Origin of the sequence: Phaeobacter sp. 11ANDIMAR09 (assembly GCF_001294455.1) — a bacterium.
Classification (GTDB): domain Bacteria; phylum Pseudomonadota; class Alphaproteobacteria; order Rhodobacterales; family Rhodobacteraceae; genus Pseudophaeobacter.
On the sequence record NZ_LIKT01000034.1, the window covers coordinates 1 to 25962 of the forward strand.

At 56.9% G+C, this 25962-nt stretch carries 23 protein-coding genes and 2 pseudogenes; 4 read left to right on the forward strand and 21 right to left on the reverse strand.

Annotated features, from left to right (window positions below; all coding sequences use genetic code 11):
- On the forward strand, nt 1-183 hold a 183-nt coding region (locus AN476_RS22595), incomplete at its 5' end, for a transposase (RefSeq protein ID WP_371257373.1).
- Nucleotides 184-377: 194 nt separating this feature from the next.
- Here the strand turns inward: AN476_RS22595 and AN476_RS20005 are convergent.
- From AN476_RS20005 to AN476_RS22600, 8 genes and pseudogenes are all read right to left on the reverse strand, one after another.
- Entirely contained in the window at nt 378-1052 is a 675-nt protein-coding gene (locus AN476_RS20005; RefSeq protein ID WP_253279946.1) for a hypothetical protein, read from the reverse strand.
- Nucleotides 1053-1064: 12 nt separating this feature from the next.
- The gene (locus AN476_RS20010) at nt 1065-2471 is read right to left on the reverse strand and encodes a selenium-binding protein SBP56-related protein (protein WP_054463542.1); all 1407 of its coding nucleotides are present in this window, start codon (nt 2469-2471) and stop codon (nt 1065-1067) included.
- A 66-nt stretch (nt 2472-2537) separates the two neighbouring features.
- A complete protein-coding gene (locus AN476_RS20015; protein ID WP_054463543.1) occupies nt 2538-3296 on the reverse strand; it encodes an IclR family transcriptional regulator in 759 nt (252 codons plus the stop codon).
- 616 nt (nt 3297-3912) lie between these two features.
- Entirely contained in the window at nt 3913-4377 is a 465-nt protein-coding gene (queF, locus tag AN476_RS20020) for a preQ(1) synthase (RefSeq protein ID WP_054463544.1), read from the reverse strand.
- A gap of 16 nt (nt 4378-4393) precedes the next feature.
- The gene (gene queE / locus AN476_RS20025; protein WP_054463545.1) at nt 4394-5101 is read right to left on the reverse strand and encodes a 7-carboxy-7-deazaguanine synthase QueE; all 708 of its coding nucleotides are present in this window, start codon (nt 5099-5101) and stop codon (nt 4394-4396) included.
- Nucleotides 5098-5451, reverse strand: a complete 354-nt coding sequence (queD, locus tag AN476_RS20030) for a 6-carboxytetrahydropterin synthase QueD (protein ID WP_054463546.1) — start codon at nt 5449-5451, stop codon at nt 5098-5100. Before queD ends, queE begins: the two co-directional genes overlap by 4 nt.
- Complete coding sequence (gene queC / locus AN476_RS20035) at nt 5451-6152, reverse strand: 7-cyano-7-deazaguanine synthase QueC (RefSeq protein ID WP_054463547.1); 702 nt, start codon at nt 6150-6152, stop codon at nt 5451-5453. Before queC ends, queD begins: the two co-directional genes overlap by 1 nt.
- A 158-nt stretch (nt 6153-6310) precedes the next feature.
- Nucleotides 6311-6854, reverse strand: a pseudogene (locus tag AN476_RS22600) (hypothetical protein); the annotation flags it as partial.
- Between the two features lie 43 nt (nt 6855-6897).
- Here AN476_RS22600 and AN476_RS22605 point away from each other — a divergent pair.
- Nucleotides 6898-7307, forward strand: a pseudogene (locus AN476_RS22605) (transposase); the annotation flags it as partial.
- A 129-nt stretch (nt 7308-7436) separates the two neighbouring features.
- On the opposite strand, the gene AN476_RS20045 reads toward AN476_RS22605, so the two are convergent.
- Nucleotides 7437-9812, reverse strand: a complete 2376-nt coding sequence (locus tag AN476_RS20045) for a 1-deoxy-D-xylulose-5-phosphate synthase N-terminal domain-containing protein (protein ID WP_054463548.1) — start codon at nt 9810-9812, stop codon at nt 7437-7439.
- 12 nt (nt 9813-9824) lie between these two features.
- Complete coding sequence (locus AN476_RS20050) at nt 9825-11030, reverse strand: methionine gamma-lyase (protein WP_054463549.1); 1206 nt, start codon at nt 11028-11030, stop codon at nt 9825-9827.
- A gap of 389 nt (nt 11031-11419) precedes the next feature.
- On the opposite strand from AN476_RS20050, the gene AN476_RS22610 reads away from it, so the two are divergent.
- Both AN476_RS22610 and AN476_RS23635 read left to right on the forward strand, forming a co-directional pair.
- The gene (locus tag AN476_RS22610; protein ID WP_083464423.1) at nt 11420-11605 is read left to right on the forward strand and encodes a hypothetical protein; all 186 of its coding nucleotides are present in this window, start codon (nt 11420-11422) and stop codon (nt 11603-11605) included.
- A gap of 342 nt (nt 11606-11947) precedes the next feature.
- Nucleotides 11948-12253, forward strand: a complete 306-nt coding sequence (locus AN476_RS23635) for a helix-turn-helix domain-containing protein (RefSeq protein ID WP_083464424.1) — start codon at nt 11948-11950, stop codon at nt 12251-12253.
- Here AN476_RS23635 and cobA read toward each other — a convergent pair.
- The 11 genes from cobA to AN476_RS23270 form a co-directional block, all read right to left on the reverse strand.
- A complete protein-coding gene (gene cobA / locus AN476_RS20060; RefSeq protein ID WP_253279947.1) occupies nt 12237-13040 on the reverse strand; it encodes a uroporphyrinogen-III C-methyltransferase in 804 nt (267 codons plus the stop codon). The genes AN476_RS23635 and cobA overlap by 17 nt on opposite strands.
- 182 nt (nt 13041-13222) lie before the next feature.
- Nucleotides 13223-14179: a glycosyl transferase family protein gene (locus AN476_RS20065; protein WP_054463551.1), complete on the reverse strand. Its 957-nt coding sequence runs from the start codon at nt 14177-14179 to the stop codon at nt 13223-13225.
- Nucleotides 14176-16755 (reverse strand): nitrate reductase, encoded by a 2580-nt coding sequence (locus AN476_RS20070; RefSeq protein ID WP_054463552.1) that lies wholly within the window; start codon nt 16753-16755, stop codon nt 14176-14178. Before AN476_RS20070 ends, AN476_RS20065 begins: the two co-directional genes overlap by 4 nt.
- On the reverse strand, nt 16752-17084 hold the full coding sequence (gene nirD, locus AN476_RS20075; protein ID WP_054463553.1) for a nitrite reductase small subunit NirD: 333 nt from the start codon (nt 17082-17084) through the stop codon (nt 16752-16754). The genes AN476_RS20070 and nirD overlap by 4 nt, the downstream gene beginning before the upstream one ends.
- Nucleotides 17081-19507, reverse strand: coding sequence for a nitrite reductase large subunit NirB (gene nirB, locus AN476_RS20080; RefSeq protein ID WP_054463554.1), 2427 nt, complete (start codon nt 19505-19507; stop codon nt 17081-17083). The genes nirD and nirB overlap by 4 nt, the downstream gene beginning before the upstream one ends.
- A gap of 3 nt (nt 19508-19510) precedes the next feature.
- Nucleotides 19511-21187: an ABC transporter ATP-binding protein gene (locus tag AN476_RS20085; RefSeq protein ID WP_054463555.1), complete on the reverse strand. Its 1677-nt coding sequence runs from the start codon at nt 21185-21187 to the stop codon at nt 19511-19513.
- A gap of 5 nt (nt 21188-21192) precedes the next feature.
- Nucleotides 21193-22266, reverse strand: a complete 1074-nt coding sequence (locus AN476_RS20090; protein ID WP_054463556.1) for an ABC transporter permease — start codon at nt 22264-22266, stop codon at nt 21193-21195.
- Nucleotides 22267-22340: 74 nt separating this feature from the next.
- Nucleotides 22341-23708, reverse strand: a complete 1368-nt coding sequence (locus tag AN476_RS20095; RefSeq protein WP_054463557.1) for a CmpA/NrtA family ABC transporter substrate-binding protein — start codon at nt 23706-23708, stop codon at nt 22341-22343.
- A gap of 221 nt (nt 23709-23929) precedes the next feature.
- Entirely contained in the window at nt 23930-25117 is a 1188-nt protein-coding gene (locus AN476_RS20100) for a CmpA/NrtA family ABC transporter substrate-binding protein (RefSeq protein ID WP_054463558.1), read from the reverse strand.
- Nucleotides 25114-25698 carry an ANTAR domain-containing response regulator gene (locus tag AN476_RS20105; protein ID WP_054463559.1) on the reverse strand — a complete coding sequence of 195 codons (585 nt, stop codon included), beginning with the start codon at nt 25696-25698 and terminating at the stop codon, nt 25114-25116. Before AN476_RS20105 ends, AN476_RS20100 begins: the two co-directional genes overlap by 4 nt.
- A 63-nt stretch (nt 25699-25761) precedes the next feature.
- Nucleotides 25762-25962, reverse strand: a 201-nt coding sequence (locus AN476_RS23270; RefSeq protein WP_216598404.1) for a hypothetical protein, incomplete at its 5' end; no start/stop codon positions are given.

Genomic DNA, 25962 nt, shown 5'->3' on the forward strand with positions numbered 1-25962 from the left:
GGGACGAAGGAAAACACAAATCGATTGCTGAGACAGTCCTTCCGAAAGGGTACCGATTTGTCGATACATAGTCAGGCAAAGCTCAGTGCAGTCGCAAGACAACTGAATGAACGACCTCGAAAGACGTTGGGATACGAAACTCCAGCAGAGCGTTTCAATGCATGTGTTGCGCGGACCCCTTGAACCCACCGCCCATTCATGCCTTTCGAGGCTGAGAGACGGCAGTGACAGATTGAGTCTCAGTGTCTGGCCAGCCCGCCTTCGCGAGTTCCTTGGCTGCTGTGAGGCACCAGGAACTTTCCGGACCTCTCCGCAACAGTTGGGCCAAAGTCTGCTTAACAAGAAGATAGACCGTTCATATTGATATGCCTGTGATCCTAGTGATGACCTGCGAAGGCGGAAAAGATTCCGAATGCCCCGACGAGAATCAGGCTCAACGCCCATACAAGATCCAGGTTGAACCAACTCTTCGAGATGAATTTCAGACCGAACCACGCATAGACAAACACAGCGATTACCGCACCAATGAAGGTCATTGCAAAAGTGTGGGTAGCTGCGACCAGAAAGGCGGTCATGACGTTGTATGTCATCAACTCTTGTGCGGCGGCCTGACCGGTTTCAGATAGGCTTTCGCCGGGGCGCAAAAGCCCGCAAATACCAAGGTAGATCGGAGCCAACATCAGTCCTGCACCATGGGCGGTTGCCGCTAGAAAGGACCACAACCCCAGCTTGGCAGGGTGCACCCGCGCCAGTATTTTTGGGTGCCGAGGGTTGAGCAACAGATAGAGGCCCATGGCAATCACCAATACGCCTGCGCAGATGCGAATTTCACGCTCGTTGTCGATTAGAAAAACCAGCATCGAAAACGGCAGCAGAATCACGATCATCGCCAAAAAATGACCTGTCGCCAACATCATAAGCGCTTTGACCATCGCGCTTTTCTTGCTCTCAAACAGCGCAGCGGAAACCGCCAGCGGCCACCCCATACCGGGGTTTGCGCCGTGATAGACGCCCGAGAAAACGACGGCCCACCAAAGGGCCGTCAAAGTCATATCCTCCATCTGCTAGACCGACGGATAGCAGAAGCTGTCGGTTGAGCAATCGCCCCCCTCCAGACGGATCTGGTGTGCGCGGGTGTTCTCTGGGAAGTCGATGTAGAAGTCCGGATCAAGGGCAAAACTGCCATCAGCACCGACATTTGCCATCACCATCTGCCCGCCTTCTTGATGCGGATAGAACTGGTTGTCCCATGTGGAATACAGCGAGTTCGTCCAGTAAACGCGTTTTCCGTCACGGCTGATCTCGACCATTTGCGGGCCGTAGATGAAATCCTTGCCGTTGGGGTGCTTGTGCTCAGTGGCGATGCCGCCCAGTTCCACCTTACCGTTCAACACCGGATTCATCGGGTCAGAAACATCGTATTGGTGCATTTCTCCCAGACCCCAGCACGCCACATAGAGGTATTTGTCATCCAGGCTCAGATCGATGTCGGTCACCAATGGGGGCACCGCACCAAAGCCCTTGAGCAGGTCCGGCAGATTATCGGGATCTTCGGGACGCGGATCGATGGTGATGGTCTTCTTGGACTGCCAGACACCGTCATCATCACGCCACCAAGTGAAGATTGCACCTTGCAGATTGGTCGTATCCACCACAACACCGCAGAAGCCATAGGACTTGGTAGGATCATGGGCAGGGCGGATTTCCAGTGCCATCTGGTAGTTTTCACCAAAATCCATGGTCTGGATGTTCTTGCGCGCGCGCAGATCCCAGAAATGGATGGAATGTCCGTATTTGTTGGACAGTAAATCCTCAGCCACGACGCCGTTTTCATACTGTGGCGGCAGGCCCCATTCAGAGCTGACCATGTAGTCTTGTGGAAGGTTCCACCAGAAATCATAGTGCTTGTTCTGGGCGCCACGATCCATCTCATACTGGCCGATGATTTCGAAGGTTTCGCAATCCATGATGAAGATGCCCGGAGGACCGTCTGTGCCGTCGGGACCACCGCCGCCAAGGGTCGAGACATAGATACCTTCAGGTCCGCAGTGAATCGTATGGGGGCGTGAATATCCTGTTTTTTCAAACAGTTCTTCGGGTTCAATGATCTTGTGAATATGTGCCTTCAGTGGATCTTTGACGTCAAAGATAAAGATCCGCGAAGACCGGATGCCGGGCACGATCAGATAGCGACGTTCCAGGAAGGCATGACCCGACAAGGGCGACAGCGAAGATGAGCAAGCATTCCAGCCAAAGTGGTGAAATTCGTCACCCGTGGTTTCGGTCATCACGGTGTGCACAATCTCGCCGTAGGTGTCTGAACCGGCGCGCAGGTCAATCACCGCGATCCCGTCATGTTGATCCTGGTCCTTGCCCAGCATCACCGTAAAGGCGAAGTTTTCTGGTGGCGCCTCCATCGCCAACTTTGCAGAAGCATGAAACGTTGGATCCGGCTTCATCGGTTTGTTCATTGTTCTTCCTCCCTAAAGTTATCCCCACCTCCATGGGGGTCGAAACAGCGTGGCTTCGGTCTTTCCTCAGACCTCGGCCACGTTGCATAGCTGAATGGCTCCGCTGATCTTTGTGGCAAGTTGGGTAAGCTGGCGGCCGATGTTATGCCTGTATTCCGTGCCGAACCGGCGCACAGGGCCCACGGCACCGACGCTAAAATTGGCCCCGATATTCCCAATGGTGACTGGTGCGGCGACGCTGGAAATGCCGATGTCGATCTCTTGGTCGCAATCGGCAAAGCCCTGCCGTCGGATCACATCGAATTCTGCAAGCAGGTCTTGCCGCGTGGTCTTTGTGTGGTCGGTGTAGGCCTGAAGGCTGCCTTTCATAATGGTGTCCTGGAACCGTTCTTCTGCAAAGGCTGCGATGGCCTTGGAGCAGGAACAGGCATGCATTGGGCGCTCCCCGATACCGGGGTGGATGAAGGCGCGCGCAGGGTCGTCAGGTGTTTCCACGTGGATGATTTCGACTTTGCTGTCTCGAAAACGCGCGAGAAACACTGTTTCCCTGAATGTCGAGGCGGCACCTTTGAGCAGCGGGGCTGCAACGCGACGCACATCCACGTCCGATTTTCCCAGCAAGGCTATGCGGATCAAACGTTCCCCAATCACATAGCGGCCATCGTTGCTTGGGTCATCGATCAACCTCTGCTCCTGTAAGGTTTGTACCAAACGATAACAGGTGGGTTTCGGCAGCCCGCTCGCGGCCTGTACCTCAGTGGCGCTGACGGGACGGCCGACGACGGCGATAATTTCGAGCAGATTTATGAGACGTTCGAGATGCATATTTTGTAAGAGCTATCATATTTTGAGATCTATTCTTACAAAATGAGAGGGAGCTGGCATAAAGATCAAGCAATTTCTTAGTAGAATAAAGGCCGACACCGGGCGCCAAGGTCCTAAACGCCGAAAATCCGCTGGAAGTTCGGGGTGTTTAACTGGAGGTTCGTCGTACCGGAAAGGTATTCGACGGGATCAATGCGGTGGGTCGTTGCTATAGGCAAGCTGGATGCCTGAGCGCCGGTTTGAATGAAAATAGCAAAAAACAATCACAATAAGATCTCTATGCGGCTGAGAACGAGGGGCGAGATGCCGTTTTCGCATTCCAATCGTATCCTCGGATTGGAGCGTTTTCACGAAAGCTGCCCTTGCGGCGCAAATGACGAATTTCTCCTCGCGATCACTGTCCGGACCTATGCAAAATGGCCAAGATCTTTGTTGCGCCGCCGCAAATAGGAAGAGCCTGACCACAAGGTTCTTTCGCTCAATTCAAAACAGAACTTTTGGAGAAACATAATTTGTTTTTAATAATTTACCCAATAGAGCCGTTTATAAATGGCACGCCGATTGGAAGCCGGAAGTTCGCCGTGAGGCGCGCCATTGTCAATTGTGCGAAGGGTTTTCAGCCCCGACCTCGATAGGGAGGGACACCTTGATCTGGGATCCAAACATCATGGGGCAGGGGGCCTGTTTGCCAAAAGACATCTATCGGGATACCACCGCGTGGATACCAATAGCCGCCAATCCGCAGCCATTGCGGCGCGAGGAATTCAGCCAGGCGCCGGGCGATGGAGATGGTGCAATCCTCATGGAAAGCACCGTGGTTACGAAAAGACGTCAGAAACAGCTTAAGAGACTTTGACTCGATCAACCAGGGCCCCGGCACATAGTCGATGACCAGATGAGCAAAATCCGGCTGACCGGTCATTGGGCAGAGCGAGGTAAATTCTGGTGCGGTAAAACGCACGTTATAGGCCACATCGACCTGTGGATTCGGCACGCGTTCGAGTTCCGCCTCTTTGGGGCTGGTGGGGACGCGGGTCTCACCGCCCAGCTGCTTTAGATTGCTATAGATGTCTTCAGACATGGAAGTCTCCTTCAGGTCAGACGCCACGCTTATTGCCCCAAATCAGGACATGAAGCTGTGGCAGAATACGGGGGGCGAACCAGCCATCGGCCATCGCCTTGTCAGTGAGCCAGCCCAGGCGGTCAGCCAGAGCGTGCAGATCAACCGGCGTCGTGGGGTCAACCTCCGAGTTGCCAGGCTGAAGGTAGAGCGGAAGATCGCTGTAACGCGCATGGGTCTCACGTGCCCATCTGTAGTCAGCCTCGTCAAAAATCACGATTTTCATGACCTGCTGGCGTGCACCGGAGCCAAGCTTGCGACAGGCGTCAAAAGCCGCCCAGTCCACGTTCTCACCGCTCGACGGCGGTTTGGGAGAGAGCACCAGAGTGTCCAGATCGCCAAACCAGGGGCGTGCAATCGACCCCTGGGTTTCGCAGGCAAAGCGATAGCCAGCAGCACGACCCATCGCGATCAGCGGTCCAAAATCCTGAATGGCTGGGTTGCCGCCAGACAAAGAGACCGTCAGAGGCCTGTCGCCCGAGAGGTGACGCACCTGCTCCCAAACCGCCTCTGCGCTCATCGGCGCCCAGCTGTGGCGATATTGGCTGTCCACGGCATGCAGGCTGTCGCACCAACTGCAGCGATAGTCACAGCCGCCCGCGCGTACAAAAACAGTTGGTTCGCCAATCAAAGCGCCTTCGCCCTGTATCGTTGGGCCGAAGATTTCGGCAATGCGCAGGGTCATGGCCGGTATTCCGCCCAGGTCTTGGGGGTTTCGCTGACCAACACTGCTGCGGTTTCAGGCCAGCGCGCAACACACCAGTCATAAAAATGGCGGGCCATGTTCTCGGCGGTCGAAGGGCCCTGCATCACGTCATTCAGGTGCCGGTGGTCAAAATGATCGTCGATATAGGACTTGAGCGATTTGAGGTCATGGTAGTCGCGCACAAAGCCATCCGCGTTCAGCCTCTCGGCAGCCAGTTCGACCACGACTATGTAGTTGTGACCATGCAGCCGCGCGCATTGGTGATCGTCCGGGAGGTGGGACAATTGATGTGACGCCGAGAAATGGAACTCTTTGCGAATGCGAAACATTAGCTTGCCCCCTGCGTGGCCAGGGCTACGGTCCAATAATCCGGATCTGCATAGACCGTGGGATCACTGACTCCGGCGAGGTGAAAGGCTTCGCGCCGCTCAACGCAGGTGCCACAGCGTCCACAATGCACCTTGTTGCCCTTGTAGCAGGACCAGGTCTGGGCAAAGGGGGTGTCGTGCTTTGCGCCTTGCCGCACGATTTCGGCTTTGCTGTGCTCGACAAATGGCGTGTGCAGACTGACATTGGCATAGCCGTCCAGCGCCGCCTGCTGCATCGCGTCAAAAGCACGGGTGAAGCTGGGGCGACAGTCGGGGTAGATAAAGTGATCACCGCCATGGACGGCGGTGGCCACGGCCTCATCCCCCTTTGCCGCTGCGATGCCAAAGCCAATCGACAGCATGATGGCATTGCGGTTGGGAACGACGGTGACACGCATGGTGTCCTCTTCGTAATGTCCGTCAGGCACATCAATGTCGTCGGTCAAGGCCGAGCCGGTGAGAGACGCACCAATGCCGCGCATGTCGATCAGGTGGAATGGAACGCCCAGCCGTTTGGCGGCGGCTTCTGCGAAGTAGATCTCTTTGCGATGGCGTTGACCATAGTCAAAGGAGACAAGCCGGGTGAGCTGATGCTCATTGGCGGTGATATGCGCAAGCGACACGGAATCGAGTCCGCCTGAGCAGATGACAAGTGTTTTCATATTTGGGGCCCTTGTTTTGATGTCCGGGTAGGCTGCGACCGGATGGCGGCGCTTATGTCAGAATTTGCACCGATTGCAAGAGGGGACGGTTTGGGCACGCGATGGGCTTTGTTGCACAAATCTGGTGAAGGAGGTTCTTCCGCTTTCCTCAAAGGGATTTAGCCTACAGCTTCTGTGACTGGTATGCCGAGAGCAGTGTAGCGGTTGAGGAATGAGACCTTGTCCGCCATTGGTCCGAGGACAATGGTCGAATGATGCGAACGAGGATCTCTGCGACATGCCGCTCGAAGTCCCTCGCCATCTGCGATTGGCCGAGTAGTTCGATACAATACATCCGCTGCCCGGCAAGGTTAGCCCCAGCATGATCCCGTGAGGGTCGTGTCGACGCGGATTCTGCAGTGGTATCCGCTCTAGCATCGCCACAGAGTGCGGCCCAGATATCCTTGGGCATGGACCGCATCGTTCAGAGTAACTGCTCCAGCGCTCGTTGGCTTCCAAGGCTTTGCATTCTTGCGTGGCGAGCGTAGGGGTATCGCTGGCGGCAATCACCTCCTGACATTTACGGGTGCCATAGGCCCCACCCGCAGAAACGCTGCTGATGTCTTGATCGGATGAAATTTGGTTCAGGCGTTCGGTTGGTGACCTGCCCCCGAAACCTCCAGCACTTGAATGTAGAGTTTGCTCAACCTTTCGAAGGTGCAAACAGATGCAATAGAGCCGTTGCACAAAAGCCCAAATTATCGGGATGATCAAAGAATAAGAAGTCGGGATACCGACTGCTGCGGTGTGCCGCAAGCATGGCCTCAGCCAGGGGACGTTCCACCAGTTTAAGTCGAAGTATGGCAGCATGGAGGTGCCGAATGCGGCGAAGCTGCGAGCCATCACTGATGAGAACGCCAAATTCACACGCCTTCTAGCGGATGCCATGTTGGACAATGTTGTACCAAAGGATTTGCTGGGAAGGAACTAACGACACCGGTTGACCGGTGAGCGGCAGCGCTTTGAACAATGCGGGAACACGACATTTTGCAGCGTCGGCCCTGCCGTCTTGTTGGTGTCGACCCCAAAACTGTCCGGCGTGATCGTCCGCCTGACAATTCTGAGATCCGCAAGGAGATGAAGGCCCTTGCCCACAAACGCCGCCGGTTCGGCTACCCTTAATATGATCTGTAAAGTTCCGGCGCTTCACAATGTGCGTATCCCTTCTAAGGTTCGGGACAGATCTTAGCCCATTGTCCATTTTTCGGGGACCACTTCACAATTGCATGGTCTCGTCGGCCTTGCCTATCCAACGCTTCTGATGTGTGGGATATGGCGACCAAGAGACAGCTCGCTTGCGGAACTGACCAAGGCGTCAGCGTCGAGACGGAAGTGCCGGTATAGGTCAGCGATAGAGCCCGTTTGCCCGAAATGTTCCACCCCATGCGAGATCGTCTGATGCCCCCATACGCCGCCAAGCCATGACAACGTTGCCGGATGGCCATCGATGACGGTGATCAGGACGCAGGTGCGGGGCAGGTCTTGCAGCAGGGTTTCGATGTGTGAAGCCGCAGTCTTGGTGCCGTTTGCCCGTGCCCGTTGTGCCGCAGTCCAACCCGCATTCAGCCGGTCCGCCGAGGTCACGGCGAGAACACCAACATCGCGGCGACTTTCGCCGATTATGCCCGCTGCCTTGATCGCTTCTGGGGCCACCGCGCCTTGATAGGCGATGACAACTTCGCAGTTGGGGCCGGGCTTACGCAGCCAGTAGGCTCCGTCGATAGCCCCCTGCTTAAAGGCATCATCAACGCGCTTTCCGGGCTGTTCGATCGGGTTGGTTGTGAGCCGCAGATAGACCGATCCGCCTGTCTCGTCTCGCAGCCATGTCCGTTCATCAGGGTCGCTTTCGCCATCCTTTTGCAGGTGCTTGAATGACCACTCCATGATCACGGCCAATTCGTCGGCAAAGGCAGGCTCAAACGCGGCGAGACCGTCTTGAGACATGCCAATCAGGGGCGAAGCTATGGATTGATGGGCGCCGCCCTCATAGGACAGCGTGACGCCCGACGGTGTGCCAACAATCATGAAGCGCGCATCCTGGTAGCAAGCGTAATTCAGAGCATCCAAACCACGGGACACAAAGGGATCATAAACTGTGCCAATGGGAATAAGGCGTTTGCCGAACATCGAGTGGGACAGGCCAGCCGCTGCCAGAAGCAGGAATAAGTTCATCTCTGCGATACCAAGTTCGATATGTTGGCCTTCGGGTGTGAACTCCCATTTTGCGGTCGAAGGGATGTTCTCGGCTTTGAAGGTGTCTTCCTGGTGGTTCCGCGCGAACAATTTGCGGCGATTCACCCAGGGGCCGAGATTCGTCGTCCCGGTTACGTCAGGAGATGTCGTCACGATGCGTTCAGCCAGTGTGCTCTCCCCCTTGGACAGGTTGTCGAGGATCTTGCCAAACGCCATCTGCGTCGAGATTTCACGATCCGAAGTCAGCTCGATCATCGGAACATCGATGATGTCGTCAGAGTAGCGGCGGGGGCCTTTGGCGAAGAAGGGGGCCTTTGCCAGCTCGGCCTCAAACGCGGAGGGATCGGCAATGGTTGCGAACCTGTCCCACTCTTGGCCATGCGCTACGCCCATATGCTCTTGCCACTGTGCCATCTGGGTTTTGTTCATCAAGCCGCCATGGTTGTCTTTGTGGCCCGCAATCGGCGTGCCCCATCCTTTGATGGTATAGGCGAGAAAGCAAACGGGGCGATCGTGGTCGATAGACGCAAAGGTGTCGGCCATGGTCTGCACGCAATTGCCGCCTAGGTTTTCCATCAGGTCGGCAAGCTCCGCATCGCTACGCCGGTCCAACAATGCTGTGACATCGCCCTGATCGCCAAGCGCCTCCATCAGCCGTTCACGCCACACAGCCCCGCCCATGAATGTCAGGGCGGAATACAATTGGTTCGGACAGTCATCAATCCACTGGCGCAGCTTTTCGCCACCTGTTTCTTTGAATGCAGCCCGTTGCAAGTGGCCGTATTTCACCCGAACAATGTCCCAGCCGAAGGCATCAAATATCTGCTCCACCCGTTTGAACAGCCCTTCTCGCACGACACCGTCAAGCGACTGCCGGTTGTAATCGATAATCCACCAGCAATTGCGCAGATCGTTCTTCCAGCCCTCTTGCAAGGCTTCGTAGATGTTGCCCTCGTCCAGTTCCGCATCGCCGACAAGTGCGATCATCCGGCCCATTTTTTGTTCGCCGCCCCATGACTTGGCCTCGATGTAGTCCTGGACGATGGAGGCAAACGATGTGACCGCAACGCCCAGACCAACCGAGCCAGTCGAGAAATCGACATCGTCGATATCCTTGGTGCGCGATGGGTAGCTTTGAACACCGCCATATCCGCGAAAATTCTCCATCTTCTGGCGTGTTTGATTGCCCATCAGATACTGGATTGCATGGAAAATCGGTGACGCATGCGGCTTGACCGCGACCCGGTCCTCTGGCCGCAGCGTCTGGAAATATAGCGCTGTCATGATTGACACCATCGACGCCGATGATGCCTGATGCCCGCCGACCTTGATGCCATCCGTCTTTGGGCGAATGTGGTTGGCGTTGTGGATCATCCAGTGGGACAGCCACAAAAGACGTTGTTCGATGGTCTTGAGATGCGCGGGCATGGCGACGTTCCTTTAGGCTGCGGTCTTGATTGGGGGCACGGGCAGGGCCTGTGCGAGATCGGCAAGGATGTCGTCTACCCCCTCAAGGCCAATCGACAGCCGCACGAGGCCTTCGCTAATCCCATGTTCAGCCAGTTCTTCGGTGGTGTAAGTGGAATGCGTCATGCTGGCCGGGTGCTGCACCAATGTCTCTGCATCGCCCAGGGAAACGGCGCGTGAAATCAGTTCCAGCCTGTTCATCATCTCAATGCCAGCCTGTTTGCCACCCGTCAATTCAAAGGCAATCATGCCGCCGAATTGGGACATCTGTTGTTGCGCCAGATCGTACTGTTCGAAACTCTGCAGTCCCGGATACCAGACCTTTTGCACGGCAGGGGACGCCTCTAGCATCTGGGCCACCGTTGCCGCATTGCTGCAGTGTCGATCCATGCGCAGCGCAAGTGTCTTAAGCCCACGCAAAATCAACATTGCATTGAACGGAGCCATGACTGCGCCCGTCATATCCTTCATCCCCTGAAGGCGAATGTCCGCAACCAGCTCCGCAGACCCTGCCAACAGTCCCGCCACAACGTCACCGTGCCCGCCAAGGTATTTCGTCGCCGAATGCAAAACGATATCTGCACCAAGCTTGACTGGCTGTGTCAGATAGGGCGTGGCATAGGTGTTGTCGACAACCAGATGCGCGCCGCCCGCATGGGCAATACTGGCTACGGCAGCAATATCAACCAATCGCATGTTCGGGTTGGCAGGGGTTTCAAAGTATACAACTTTTGTCTTGTCTGACATTGCTGCCTTCAGATTTTCGGTCCGCGTCAGGTCGACATGTGTGACGGTGATACCAAACTTGGCCAAACCATGGTGCATGAACGAAAACGTGCAGCCATAGAGCGTTTTATCCAATATGATTTCATCTCCTGGAGCAAGGAGCGTCCACAAGGTTGCCGTGATCGCGCCCATTCCAGATGCCAAGGCCAGCCCAGCTTCGGCACCTTCCAGCACGGCAATGCGACGTTCCAAAAGATCCGTTGTCGGGTTGGAGATGCGCGAATAGATATGCCCGGCTTGCTCTCCTGCAAACATGTTTCCACCCGCTTCGGCCGTTTCAAAGGTAAAGGTCGATGTCAGATGCAAAGGTGGCGTTAGGGCGCCTTCATTATCCATCGGGTTGTATCCATGGTGGATCGCCATCGTAGAAAAGCTGTTGGGGTGATTGCGCATGTCGATGCTCCGAAAATGTTTCCCGAGAAATCTGGGGCATTTTTCAGGCACAAGGATTGCTATTTGTGCTAAAATTGATATCAATATTGGCAGATTATGCCAAAAAATCCCGAAAGCGGATGCCAGGTTATCCGTGCTTTCCAACGTAACATCGGAAGGACGAATCAAGACCTGGCAGTAGAGGTGGGGATATCGCCGGTGCCCCGCCTGCGCTGAGAGAAACTGCGGGAACAAAGCGACGCGCCCAAAGGCGAACATCGCTAGCATCGATGCTGAGGCTTATGGCCTGCCTACCCGGGACCGTGTCTGACGTCAGCGCCCATGGGCCCAAATAGGGCAATTTGATAAGAGAGTGTTTCTGGCTCATCGTCACCGCCGAGGAGTGGACGATGAGAAAGACAACCAAAAGCCCTGGCGAGAAGATCGTCAAAGACATCAAACACGCCACGCGTAAACAGTATTTATCTGCAGAAAAAATCAGGATCGTCCCGGATAGCCTGTGTGGCGAGGATGATGAGACCTTGTCCGCCATTGGTCCGACGACAATGGTCGAATCCAGAGCTGTGCCGCCGTGAGGGGGTTTCCCAAGGCGTTTCCTACAAATGGTCTAAGGACTGCATGGAGGCGGGAAAGGAGCGGCTGACGGGCAATACAGCGAGGGCCGCGACCCTTGATGAGGTTAAGGAGCTGCACCGCGAGGCAAGGGACCTCAAAGAGGTGGTTGCGGAACAAACGCGCGAACTGCGCCTTTTCAAAAAAGCATGATCTACGGTGGGGCGAGCACGAATGAGGACGCCCGCATCTGAAAAACTGGAGATCATCCGGTTGGTTGAAGTAGTCATCTGTCCGCCGCAATACACTGGCCAAGATAGGAAGTCCCCGCTCAACGTTCTACCGCCCCCTCCCGTGCATCTTTGATGCCCTGCCGGTCAAGGGGATACCGCCGAAACCTGCAACGCGGCGAAGCCGGTTTCGCGGACCAATGTCCCAGGCCAAAGCATGTCTGGAACCGGGTTCCACCCGAGGTGATGCGCAAAGTTGTCAAGCTGGCACTTCAAGAGACGGAACTGTCTCCACGCGAGTTGGCGGTGACGTTCACTGACCAGGAACGGTACTTTGTTTCGGAGCCCACAGTTTATCGCACGCTCAATGCGCATGACCTGATCACAAATAGCGCGGCCCACCAGCCTATTTTTGCAATAGTACTTAGCGAAACTCTTTAACCGTGCTTTGGCTTTTTTCTGGTGTTTTAGATTTGGGCCAAGTCAAGAACATGATCGCCGGATTTGAGATCCTGTAGGTTTCAATAGTGTCGAGCATGGTCGAGGCGCGGCACTTGGCCGTGACCTGGTCGCTTTGCTGAGCGCGGGATACGATGTCGATGGAGACCTGGGTGTCTAGACCAGCGTCAATCAGTTCGTTAGCGATGTTCTCAGCGGCTCCAACCCCCATGTAGATCGCTATGCGGGTTCCGGGCTGCAGTTGCGCAATCCAACCAGTATTGCCTTCCTCCTTTGCTGTCTGGCCGGTGGCGAGAACCAGCGTGTCACAGGTGCCGCGTTCGGTTAAAAAACCATCCAGTGCTGCAGAGGCCGCGCTGGCGGCTGTTACTCCAGGAACGATCTCATAGGGAATTCCTGCTGCATCCAAAGCGTTGATCTCTTCCGCTCCACGGGCAAAGACGCCAGGGTCGCCGCACTTAAGCCGGACAACTCTCTTCCCTCGAGCTGCAAAGGAGACCAGGGCCTGTGACGTCTTTTTCTGGGGCCAGTGATGGGAGCCAGGCGCTTTGCCGACGTAGATGCGCTCTGCACTAGGGCGTGCCAGATCAAGGATTTCGGGATCAACGAGACGATCATAAAAGATCACATCGGATTCTTGCAGGCGCTGCACACCCCGTAGGGTAATCAGATCCCGCGCGCCAGGTCCGGCCCCGACGAGAGCAACCGAACCCACTTGCTGCAATCCAGGTTTGGACTTTTCAACAGCCTGCAGAAGTGCCGGTGCCATCTGGTGCGGTTCGTACAAATCCGGAGATTTGCGGGCCAAGAAGGCAGTATTCCTAAGCTGCCTTTTGAATTCTGACTTAAGTGTCAATATTCGGCGGAGAAACCGCAGGGGATTTGCAGGCCCAAGGGCCTGGAAAATAATAACGCTACGACCCGTCAGCGGTGTCAAAAGGGGAAAGGTCTTCATGGAGTTCTCCGTTCTTGGGTATGACGCGCGTCCCACAGCTCGGATGCCTGGGCCCTATATTTCGCGAAAGGTTTTTCCTGTCCCACTGTCCATAGCGCTAATGCAGCGGTCCCGATTACGGTGGCGGTGGCGAATGAATCCTTCAGGGTTCCATTCCAGAGAGCGGCGGGGTCGATTGGCTGATTGGGCTCATGTAGGCGACGTGTGTCAGTTATCAGCGCAGAGGCCAGAGTGTTGATCTCAATTCCGTTGTGCAGGCCAAAGATGGCCGTGTCTTTGGCTGGATGACGTTCAAACTCACCACCTCCCCCTTTGATCACCGTGAGGTTGCGATCCCCCAATAGGGCAGCCGCGCGCGATTGCAGGCCGCGATAGGAGGGATGGAAAACCCCCTGTACCGAAGCCGTTGCAGCAAATGGGTTCCACATGCGTAGAACTGTGTTGATACAACTGCGTAGACCCAGTTCCTCGCGCAGATTCAACAGTCTGAAGGCCATTGGATTCAGCGTTTCCAAAGCTGAGTAGGAGAGCCCTTCGCCACTGAGACCAGTTGCCTGTAGCGTGCGACGTAGATCTGCAGCGGTGCCTTGATTGGAGTTGTAACCATGCAGGGCGACCCTGTAACCGGCCAGAGCCACCAGTTTGGCCGCCAGTGCGAACAGTGGCGCACCACGTGTGCGCCCAGCCGAATAACAGGGCCAATCAAGATCGACCCGCTTTGCAGTAAATTGGGGGTTTTGTTGGGTCGCATCCCGTAGGGCGGCAGTAAAACCTGAAATTTCTGCATCGGTTTCACCGCGCATCCGTAGCACCATCAAAAGGGCCCCTAGCGCCTCTGGCGGAGCGTCCCCTGCCAGGATCACCGTCATGGCATCGCGCGCTTCGTCTTGTGTCAAAGCGCGGGCACGCCCTTTCCCCTGGGCAACGATGCGGACAAAGGGTGCGAGGCTCATTCGGCGGCCATAGGGATGCGGGTGGCATCCAACAGAGTCGACAGCTCTGGCTTACAAGAGCCGCAATTGGTGCCGGCACAGGTGACTTCGCCCAGGGCTTCGACGGTGGAGGCCCCGGCGGTGATCGCCGCGCGCAGGGTGTTGATCCCGACATTGAGACAGGCGCAGATGGTGGTGCCGGGATCGGGCTGATCGGCGCCGCTGCGCCCGGCAAGCGCCCTGAGCGGTGGTGTGGTGGTGCCGATCAAGGAGACCGCAAAGGCACGTGCCAGGGAGACCGGATCGGGACCGGCAAAGAACAGGCCCACCAGGGTCTCTCCTTCGTAGAAGGCCAACCGTGTCTGGCGCTGATTGGGATCCGTCATCTCGGTCACGTCGCAGTCACTAAGGCCGAGCAGTTCCTGTGCCATGTCCTGCCAATTGTCTGGCGTGTCTACTCCGGCGAATTCGCCCTGCCAGCCGGTCAGGGACCGGGCCACGGCGCTATAGGCTTCTGTGACATCAATGGGATCGCGCGAGACGGCAAAGCCATACCAGCCCGCGTCAAATCTGGTGGCCTCAACCGTGGTCAGCTTGGAGGCCGGCTGGCCGGAGACCGGATCAACCACCGGGGCGACCAGCGTATTGATGCAGCCAGAGCTGCTTTGCTGGCGAGTCCAGTGCATCGGCGCAAACAGCTGGCCGGGCTCGGCGCGTTCTGTAATCAGGGCGCGCAGAACAGTCTGACCATAGCCATTGCTGAGCCGCACCAGATCGCCAGTCGTCAGGGTCAGATCCGTCGCATCCTTTGGGTGGATTTCCACATAGGGTTCCGCCAGATGCGCCCCCAGACGTGGCGCTTTGCCAGTTCGGGTCATAGTATGCCACTGATCGCGGTTGCGTCCGGTGTTCAGCGTGAACCCCTTGCGTTCACCTAGATCAGGGGCGCTGACGGGCAACATGCGGGCCTTGCCCTCAGGGTGATAAAACGCTCCATCTGCAAAGAAACGCTGGTCATTCCGCGGCCATTGGGTTGGCAACAGTGTGGCATAGTCCATATCAGCAAAGATGTTCAGATCGAGGTCGCGGCCAAAACCAGCTGTTGCTGCCGACAGGGCGACATATTCGGCGAAGATCTCTGCCGGGGAGGTATAGTCAAAGGCTGCACCCCAACCCATTCGCGCGGCCAGATCGCAGAGGATTTTCCAGTCGGGTCGGGCCGCGCCGGGAGCAGGCAAAAAGGCGCGCTGACGGGAAATGCGGCGTTCTGAATTGGTGACGGTGCCGTCTTTCTCACCCCAGCCCGTGGCGGGCAGCAGCACATCCGCCAGATCTCCAGTATCCGTGTGCGCCATAATGTCAGAGACCACAACAAAAGGCACATTGTCGATGGCAGCGGCGACGCCATCGGCATCGGGCAGACTGACAGCGGGATTGGTGGAGATCACCCACAAGGCTTTGATCTTGCCGTTGGCGCAGGCCTGAAACAGATCAACGGCCTTGAGGCCGGGCTTGGTGCAGATGGTGGGGCTCTGCCAGAAGGTCTGAACACTGGCCCGGTGATCCGGGTTTTCGATGTCCAGATGGTTGGCCAGCATATTGGCCAACCCGCCGACCTCGCGGCCTCCCATGGCATTGGGCTGGCCGGTAACGGAAAACGGGCCAGACCCAGGCTTGCCAATCCGCCCGGTGGCGAGGTGGCAGTTCAGGATGGCATTGACCTTATCCGTACCGCCTTTGGACTGATTGACCCCCTGAGAATAGACTGTCACCACTTTCTCAGTACCCGCCCAATGCTGGTAAAACAGCGCTAGTTCTGCCTCTGACAGGCCGCTTTTCAGCGGATCGCCAAAACGCGCCTGAGTGATGGCAGGGCGCCGACCTGTTACGTTTGCCTTCAGGTATTCATCGTCGAGCTGATCCGTGTCCGCCAGATGCGCCAGCAATCCATTGAAAAGCGCGGTATCGCCATCGGGGGCAATACGCAGATGCAGATCCGCCAGATCACTGGTGGCGGTTTTGCGCGGGTCGATATTGACCACCTTCACTTCAGGCCGGGCCGCCTTGGCGGCGGCAATACGCTGATGCAGTACAGGGTGGCACCAGGCGAGGTTGGACCCAACCAGCACGATCAGATCCGCCTCTTCCAAATCGGCATAGGTGCCGGGAACCGTATCGCTGCCAAAGGCGCGTTTGTGCCCCGCCACCGATGACGCCATGCAGAGCCGCGAATTGGTGTCGATATTGGCAGAACCGATAAAGCCCTTCATCAGCTTGTTGGCGACATAGTAGTCTTCGGTCAACAACTGGCCGGAGACATAAAAGGCCACACTGTCCGGGCCATGATCGCGGATTGCGGCGCTGAACTTTTTGGCCATCAGATCAAGGCTATCATCCCAGGTTGCTGTGCGTCCCCTTATCTGTGGAGCCAAGAGGCGACCTTTGAGATCAATGGTCTCCCCCAAAGCGGCCCCCTTGGAGCAGAGCCGCCCAAAGTTGGAAGGATGCTCTGGGTCGCCCTTGATGGTGCCATCAGCGCCAGCCAGGACGCCGCAGCCAACGCCGCAATAGGGGCAAGTGGTGCGTGTCAGGCTCATGCAACGGCCCGCTGCTGCAGGAAATCAGCGTCCAGCAGGATGCGCCCCTTTGCCACCTTGGCCGGATAGGTCGCGACCTTGCCCTCTTCGCCCTGGGCTTCGCCGGTTTCCAGCGCAATCACCCAGTTGTGCAGCGGGCAGGTCACGGCCTTGCCGTGCACGATACCATCTGCCAAGGGGCCATTCTTATGCGGGCAGGCATTGTCCAAGGCAAAGACCTCGTTCCCGGCGGTGCGAAATACTGCGACGCAGCCGTGCAGGGTTTTGATCAGCCGGGCCCCGCGTTGGGGCACGGCGTCCAGGGCGGCAATATCGATCCAATTGCTCATTCGGCGGCCTCCAGGGTGAGAGTGGCAAGAGGCTCATAGGGAGCAGGTTTAGCCACATGTTGGGCCCAGGGATCCTTGCGATAGATGGTTTGGGAGAGGTCAAATCGCTCCACCAGCGCGGCGCGGATGTCCAGATCAGTGATCTGCTCCTGGATCCATTCAAGACCCACCTTGTCCATCCATTTGTAAATGCGATCCAAGTATTTGGCATTCTCGCGGTAGCTCTGCGTCACCGCCTTGACCACATCCATCACCTCTTCTTTGGTGGGGACCTGACAGAGCAGTGATGTCTCGCGTACATCCATTCCGGCCGCGCCGCCGATGCTGATCTGATAGCCACTGTCGACGCAGACAATGCCAATGTCCTTGCAGGTGGCCTCGGCGCAGTTGCGCGGACAGCCAGAAACGGCCAGCTTCAGTTTATGCGGCGTCCAGGAGCCCCAAAGCGCCTTTTCCAGTTGGATGCCCAGACCAGTACTGTCCTGGGTGCCAAAGCGGCAGTGATCCGTACCAACGCAGGTTTTCACCGTGCGCAGCCCCTTGGAATAAGCGTGCCCGGAGACCATACCGGCTTTGTTTAAGTCATCCCAGATCGCGGGGAGGTATTCGTTTTTGACCCCCAAAAGATCGATGCGCTGACCGCCCGTGATTTTCACCGTGGGCACCGAGAATTTATCCGCCGCATCGGCAATGGCGCGCAGCTCATCCGGGGTGGTTATGCCGCCCCACATACGGGGCACCACGCTAAAGGTGCCATCTTTCTGGATGTTGGCGTGTTTGCGCTCGTTGACAAACCGCGACTGCGGGTCGTCTTCATAGTCCAGCGGCCAATCCGACAGCAGATAGTAGTTCAGCGCCGGGCGACAGACATGGCAGCCACAGGGGGTTTTCCAATCGCAGGCCTGCCAGACGGCAGGGAGGGACTTCAGCTCTTGGCTCTTGATCATGCGACGCACATCTTCGTGGGTCATCTCGGTGCAGCTACAGATGGGCTGGGCCGTTGGCAGGACAAAATCATCCCCCAGCGTGACCGCAAGCACCTGTTCCACCAGCCCGGTGCAGGTCCCGCAGGAGGCCGAGGCCTTGGTCTGGCTACGCAGGGCGCCAATATCGGAGGCACCGGCGGCAATGGCATCTTCGATTTCACCTTTGCAAATGCCGTTGCAGCCACAGATCTCCGCGTCACGCGGTAAGGCTGCAACGGCTGAGAGCGGGTCCGAGGGGGCGCCTCCCTGATAGGCGGGACCAAAGATCACCGTGTCGCGCATTTCCGAGATATCGGTCTTGTCGCGGATCAGGCCAAAGAACCAATTGCCATCAGCCGTGTCGCCATACATCACCGCGCCGACGATCACGTCGTCTTCGATCACAAGGCGGCGATAGACGCCCCGGGCGGGATCGCGGAACACGATGTCTTCGCGGCCTTCTCCAGCCGCAAAATCGCCAGCGCTGAACAGATCACAGCCGGTGACCTTCAGTTTGGTCGACAGCTTCTTTGGGGTGAAAACCTCAGGTTTATCCATCAGCGTATTGGCGAGCACCATGGCCTGATCATAGAGCGGCGCCACCAGTCCAAAGAGCTGGCCGTCGAATTCCACACATTCGCCAACAGCAAAGATGTCCGGGTCCGAGGTCTGCAGTTGGGCGCCAACCTCGATACCACGCGCGACCTCTAGCCCAGCATCGGTAGCTAGGCGGGTTTCCGGACGGATGCCCACGGCCATGACCACCAGATCCGCCTCCAGCCCTTCGTTATCCTCCAGCAGCACGCCTTCGACCTTGTCGGTGCCTAGGATGGCCGCGGTGGAGGCGCGGCATTTCACAGTGATGCCACGCTTTTCCAGATCGCGGCGCAACAAGAAACCCGCGGCCTCATCCAGCTGACGCTCCATCAGATGGCCCATCAGGTGCAGCACGGTCACATCCATGCCGCGCTCGGCCAGACCGGCAGCAGCTTCCAGCCCCAGCAGACCGCCGCCAATCACCACAGCCTTGCCGCCCGCCTTGGAGGCTTTGATCATGGCATTGGTATCGTCGAGATCACGGTAGGTGATGACGCCGGGCAGATCCTTACCCTGCACCGGAATGATAAAGGGGGCCGAGCCGGTGGCGATGAGCAGCTTGTCATAGGCCACGGTGCCCTTGGCGCTGGTCACGGTTTTGGCCTGGCGGTCGATGGCAGTGACATGGGTGCCAAAATGGCAGGTCACATTATTGGCCTCGTACCAGTCAGCGTCATGGGTGACGATATCCTCGTAGGTTTTCTCTCCCGACAGGACCGGCGACAGCATGATGCGATTGTAGTTGCCGCGCTCTTCGGCGTTGAACAGGGTGACGTCAAAATCTGCGCCGCCGTCAAAGAGATGTTCGAGCACGCGGCCAGATGCCATGCCCGCACCGATAACAACAAGTTTCTGGGTCATGTCTTACTCCGCCGCGATGTTTGTGGGTTTCGGTTTGGGTTTGGCGCCGTGCTCGTATTCTTCGAGGAAGTCGAGAACCTCGGCGCGGTACCGGTAGTAATCGGGGTGTTCCAACAGCGCCTTGCGGGTGCGGGGACGGGGCAGTTTTACATTGGTGATCTTGCCGATTGTGGCCTGTGGGCCATTGGTCATCATCACCACACGGTCGGCCAGCAGGATGGCCTCGTCCACGTCATGGGTGACGCAGATCGCGGTCACCTTGGTACGGGACCAGACCTCCATCAGCACCTCCTGCAACTCCCAGCGGGTGAGGCTGTCGAGCATGCCAAAGGGTTCATCCAGCAAGAGCAGTTTTGGCGAGAGCGCAAAGGCCCGCGCGATGCCAACCCGCTGACGCATGCCGTTGGACAGACCCGAGGCTTGTTTGTCCATGCTGTCGGCCAGACCAACCCGTTCGAGGTAGTATTCCACCACATCCTGACGTTCGGCCTGGCTGGCATTGGGATAGACACGGTCCACCCCGATGGAGACGTTTTCCTTGGCGGTGAGCCAGGGGAACAGATTTGGGGACTGGAACACCACCGCGCGTTCGGGATTGGCGCCTTCAATATGTTTGCCATCCAGCCGGATGCCGCCTTTGGAGATCGGGTTCAGCCCTGCTGCCATGGTAAGAACTGTGGATTTACCACAGCCCGAGTGGCCAATCAGACTGATGAATTCGCCTTTCTTCACTTTGAGGTCAAAATCCTCCACCACGGTGAGCGGCCCTTTGGGGGTCGGATAGACCTTGTGCAGCTGCGAAAAGACCAGATAGCGATCTTCCAAGGCACCCTTCTGAGCCTCTGCCAATGCCGAAGGCACGCCGTGGATCGGGGTTGCATTCGGCAGGCTACGGGTCTCTTCGATCTTGGAGGCGATACCCACATCCATCAGGTATTTGGTGACCTGAGCGCGAAGGGCTTTGAACATCTCGTCGTCATTCATCGCACCGCGATCGCGCGGGCGTGGGATATTGACCTTGACCGGCTCGGCCAGGGTGCCATCCGGGTTCAGCGGGATGATGCGGTCGGCCAGTAGGATGGCCTCGTCAACGTCATTGGTGATCAGGATACAGGTCTTTTTTTCCTGCTCCCAGATGTCCAGGATCTCATCTGCCAGATTGGCGCGGGTCAGCGCGTCCAACGCGCTGAGGGGTTCATCCAGCAGCAGCATTTCCGGGTTCATTGCCAGCGCTCGCGCCACGGAGACCCGTTGACGCATCCCGCCAGAAAGCTCCGCCGGACGTCGGGATGTCGCATGGGAGAGGCCAACCATACCGACATAGTGGTCGATCTTGGCCTGGCGTTCTGTCGCGGAGAGTTTGGGGAAAACCGCATCCACGGCGAGACCGATATTGCCGCCAACAGTAAGCCAGGGCATCAGTGAGTAGCTTTGGAACACCAGCCCGCGCTCGGGGCCGGGGGCGGTGATTGCCTTGCCCTTGAAGGTGACGCTGCCGCTATCGGGCATTTCCAGCCCCGCAACCAGGTTCATCAGGGTTGATTTGCCGGTGCCCGAGAAGCCGAGGATGGCAACGAATTCGCCTTCCTGGACCTCGAGGTTGATGTTCTTCAGCACCTCAACATGGTTGGTGCCTTGGCCAAAGCCCTTGGAGACGTTTTCAAACTTGAGAATACTCATGGGTCTCACCGGTTTTCTGTAAAGGTGAACATCGACTGCAGAGCGAACATGATGCGGTCGAGCAGGAAGCCGATGATGCCGATGGTAAAGACGGCGACCATGATCTTGGCCAGCGATTGCGAGGAGCCGTTCTGGAATTCATCCCAGACAAATTTTCCGAGCCCTGGGTTCTGCGCCAGCATTTCAGCGGCAATCAGCACCATCCAGCCAACCCCCAGCGATAGGCGCAGACCTGTAAAGATCAGCGGCAGGGCCGAGGGCAGCACCAGCTTGGTGATCTTGGAATAGGTGCTCATCTTCAAAACCTTGGAGACGCTGATCAGATCTTTGTCGATAGAGGCAACGCCGAGGGCGGTGTTGATCAGGGTGGGCCAGAGCGAACAGAGCGTCACCGTGATCGCTGAGACCAGGAAGGATTTGGAGAACATGCCATCATTGGTGGCATAAACGGCCGAGACCACCATGGTCACAATCGGCAGCCAGGCCAGCGGGCTTACCGGTTTGAAGATCTGGATGATCGGGTTGATGGCAGCATTTGCTGTCGGCGACAGGCCCGCCATGATGCCCAGCGGAATGGCAATGACCGATCCGATCAGGAAGCCAAAGAAGACGGTTTTGATTGAGGTCCAGATTTGCTGATAGTAGGTGGGTTTGCCTGTATAGGTGCGATGGCGCACCTTGTCGGATTTGCCTGCCTCGATCAACTTGGCGTTGCGCGCCTCCTGACGTTCATAAAAGGCCACGGCCTTTTCGCCTTCGCGTACCGCATCGGCATGCAGATTTCCGACCTGCTCCCAGACCTGCACCGGACCGGGAATGGCACCCAGCGAAGTCTGAACCCTTGGGGCCAGCGTCGCCCAGGCGGCGATAAAGACGGCAATCGCCAGCAACGGCACGCCCAACAACCGCCAGATTTCGGAGACCTGTGCGCGTGGGTTGTCGCCGGCAGCGGCTTTCAGGACCGGCGTCAGCCAGGCCAGCCCCAGCACCTGGAACCAGGTGTCTGCCTTGTTTATGCGTGTGAACAGGCGGGCGCGGCGGGCTTCGGCGGCGAGTGTATCTGGGTCAATGGCAGTCATGACAGGGCCTATGATCTGGAGGAAGGGGTGATGTGCTGCCCGCCGCTTGGTAGGCGGCGCGGCGGGCAGAGTGTTTAGTTCAGGATGTCAGAGCCCGACACGGTCTGAGTGCCTTTGAGGCCGATGGGCAGGCTCTCGAGATAGGCGTTTGGCGCGCGCCCGTCGTAGGCAATACCGTCGATGATATCCTCCGCCGGGGTCGGAGCCTTGAAACCATCGCTGTCCCAGGGGAAGTCGGCCTCGTTTGCCATGTCCTCGTCCACCAACATACGCGCTGCGGCAAGGTAGATGTCGGGGCGATAAACCGATTTGGCGGTGTCAAAGAACCACTGATCCGATTTTGCTTCGGCGATCTGACCCCAGCGGCGCATCTGGCTGAGATACCAGATCGCATCCGAGTAGAAGGGGTAGGTGGCGTTGTAGCGGAAGAAGACGTTGAAATCGGGGACGTCGCGAATGTCGCCTTTTTCATATTCGAAGGTGCCAGTCATCGAGTTGGCAATGACGGCCTCATCGGCCCCCACATATTCCGAGCGCGACAGCATCTCGACCGCTTCAGCGCGGTTGGCGTTATTGTCTTCATCCAGCCAGATGGCCGCGCGGATCAGCGCCTTGGTCAGAGCGATGGTTGTATTGGGGTTCTCTTCGGCAAACTCTGCCGAGATGCCAAAGACCTTTTCGGGGTTGTTCTTCCACAGCTCATAATCGGTGACCACCGGCACACCGATGCCTTTGAACACGGCCTGCTGGTTCCAGGGCTCGCCGACGCAATAGCCAAAGATGGTGCCTGCTTCCATAGTAGAGGGCATCTGGGGTGGAGGCGTCACGCTGAGGAAGACATCGGCGCCAATCTGGCCGGTAACATCCTCGGGGGAGTAGTAGCCGGGCTCCAGCCCACCTGCAGCAAGCCAGTAGCGCAGCTCGTAGTTATGAGTGGAAACCGGGAAAACCATGCCCATTTTGAAGGGTACGCCCTGGTCTTTGTAGTCTTCGACAACAGGGGCAAGGGCGCTGGCGCTGATCGGGTGCTGGGGACGGCCATCCTCCATCAGCGGGATATGCGGCTTCATCTGCTCCCAGATGTCATTGGAAACGGTAATACCGTTGCCATTCAGATCCATCGAGAAAGGCGTGATGATATGGGCTTCGGTGCCGTAGCCGATGGTGGCCGCCAGGGGTTGGCCTGCCAGCATATGTGCCCCATCCAGTTGGCCGTCGATCACACCATCCAGCAGAACTTTCCAGTTCGCTTGGGCTTCTAGGGTGACAAACAGGCCTTCGTCTTCAAAGTAACCGTTTTCATAGGCCACGGCCAAAGGGGCCATGTCGGTCAGCTTGATAAAGCCCAGCGTCAATTCGTCTTTTTCGAGGTCCAACATCTCTGCCATCACCGGAGTGGCGCAGAAGGCTGTGGAAGCGAGTAGCCATTTAAGTGTGTTCATTGTCTTGGTCCCTGTAAAACGAAAAAAGCCGCACGACTGACACATGCGGGAGGAGGTGCATGCACAATCGAGCGGCTTTGCTCTTCATTTGGTAGCTGGCAACGTTGTCAGCTGGTACAGGCATCGTTGCCTTGAAATTGATTTTGGCGCGGTGAACCGGGATTGGCTATTAGATGGGTTTTGAAATAGTGTGATTTTTGCTGCAATGCAGCATTTGCCCGTTATTCAGGCGCCTCGGACTTCATGAAGTCGAAAATTGCGCCACTAAAAAACCGATCCGCAGCAGGAATCACTGCGTCCTCAGGAGAAGGCTGGGTCGTGGCTTCGGCCCCTACGGCTATAGAGACCGGGATGGACTTGCTCCATTCTACTCCAATTGAGGTCAAGGCTTGGAGATAAATGTCGGTTCGAAAACAGGCCTGAGCGATCCGGCGTGACTCGTCCGGGTCAAGCTGGTGCCAGTGCGATAGAACATCCGCAATCCAGTAGGCCTGGCTATGAGACGGGTAGTTTGCTGATCCTTTGTGGAACTTCAAAAAACGCTCTGTCTGTTTTGGTCTTTGCCCTGGCTGCGTGACAAACCGCCCACTAAGGGCCGGCTCAATCGCGTGGTCGGGGAGGTCCAGATGCTGGCTACGTGCAAGAATTTCCGTGGCCAAGGGGATGTTCTCGGGCTGATCCAACCAATGAGAGGCCTTGTAAATGGCGCGGATCATTGCCTGGCACAGGTCCGGGTGTTCTTGAGCCCAATTTCGTCTGACGCCTAGAACTTTTTCCGGCGAGAAATCCCAAAGCGCGGTCCCGGGCAGGATCAGAGTAGCATTGCTGTTTTGCACTGCGACTGACCCCCAGGGCTCACCCACGCAGAATATGTCCAAGGTTCCGTCCTGAACGGCATCCGCCATCTTTGGCGGCGGAACGGTTACGATCTCGACACGATCGGCCCTAAAGCCAGGGGCCTGCGACAACCAAGTCTCCAGCAACATTCGATGCATAGAGAAGGGAAAGGGCACTCCAATACGAAGTCGCTTTGGGTCGGTTGCAAAAAGCGCTACGGCACTGCCCTCGGGATCGCCAAAACTGTTGGTCCAGCCGGTCAGTTGCATCTGGCGGCATAAAGCCTCGGATACGCCAATAATCGTACCATTGACGGACAGAACCATAAGCACGTCGATGTCTGAGGTGATACCGCTCAGGCCCAACGACATCGCCAGAGGCATAGGTGAAAGCATATGGGCAAAATTCAACGTTCCAAAGGCGAGCATGTCGCGCAGAGCTGACCACGAGGGTTGTTTTACCAAAGAAAGATCAAGCCCTTCCTGAGCAGCAAATTTCAACTCTTTGGCCACGATCAAAGGCGCGCAATCTACAAGCGGAAGATAGCCGCAATGCACTTTAGTCATTTTCATTTCAACAGCTCCGCAGCCGTCACCAGAGCTGTCGCGACATCAATGACTTTTCGGCCCTGATCCATCGCGGTTTTTCGCAACAGTGCATAGGCCTCGTCTTCTGAAATGTTGCGCGCTTGTATGAGCAGCCCCTTGGCGCGGTCAATCATTTTGCGATCTGCAAGCGCCTGTTTTGCTGCGTTCAGTTCCGTCTGCATTTTTGCAATCATTCGAAATCGGGCAATTGCTGTTTCAAGAACTGGCTTGATCCGGTCTTTGTGCAGCCCATTCACCACATAGGCGCTTAACCCGGCAGAGATCGCCGCTTGGGTCATGCTTTCATCCGAATGATCAACAAACATCGCGACCGGCCGGTTCCGCGCATTGGAGATCAGGCTAAGGTGCTCGAGCGTATCGCGGTCGGGATCGGCAAGGTTGATTAGGATGATGTCCGGGTCTTGTTGCTTTACCGCTAGTTCAAGCGCGACCGGGGATAAGATCACGGTCACATCATTCCAACCGCCATCATTTAGGGCGCCGACAATCAAATGCGCCGTAGCTTCGTCTCGCTCGATCACAAGTATGGTAAGGTTTGTTTGCATAGTGGTTGGATAGAGACCCTGCGATAGGTGCACTAGCTGCGCAGGAGATTTTCAAGTTTAGGCCTAGACCAATGCCTGCAACGTTTGCAGTTCGGCAAAGCGGTGTGCAAAATGTGAGCACTTTGAGAATGGAGTGAACTTGCCGGGAAAACTCAATGAAAATTGTCTGACGTCAGCACCTGTGGGACAGATTTGATGAATTGAACAACGGAGGGTTTCTGATTCATCGTAGCCTTTAAGGAGCGAAGATGAACAAGAAGCCCG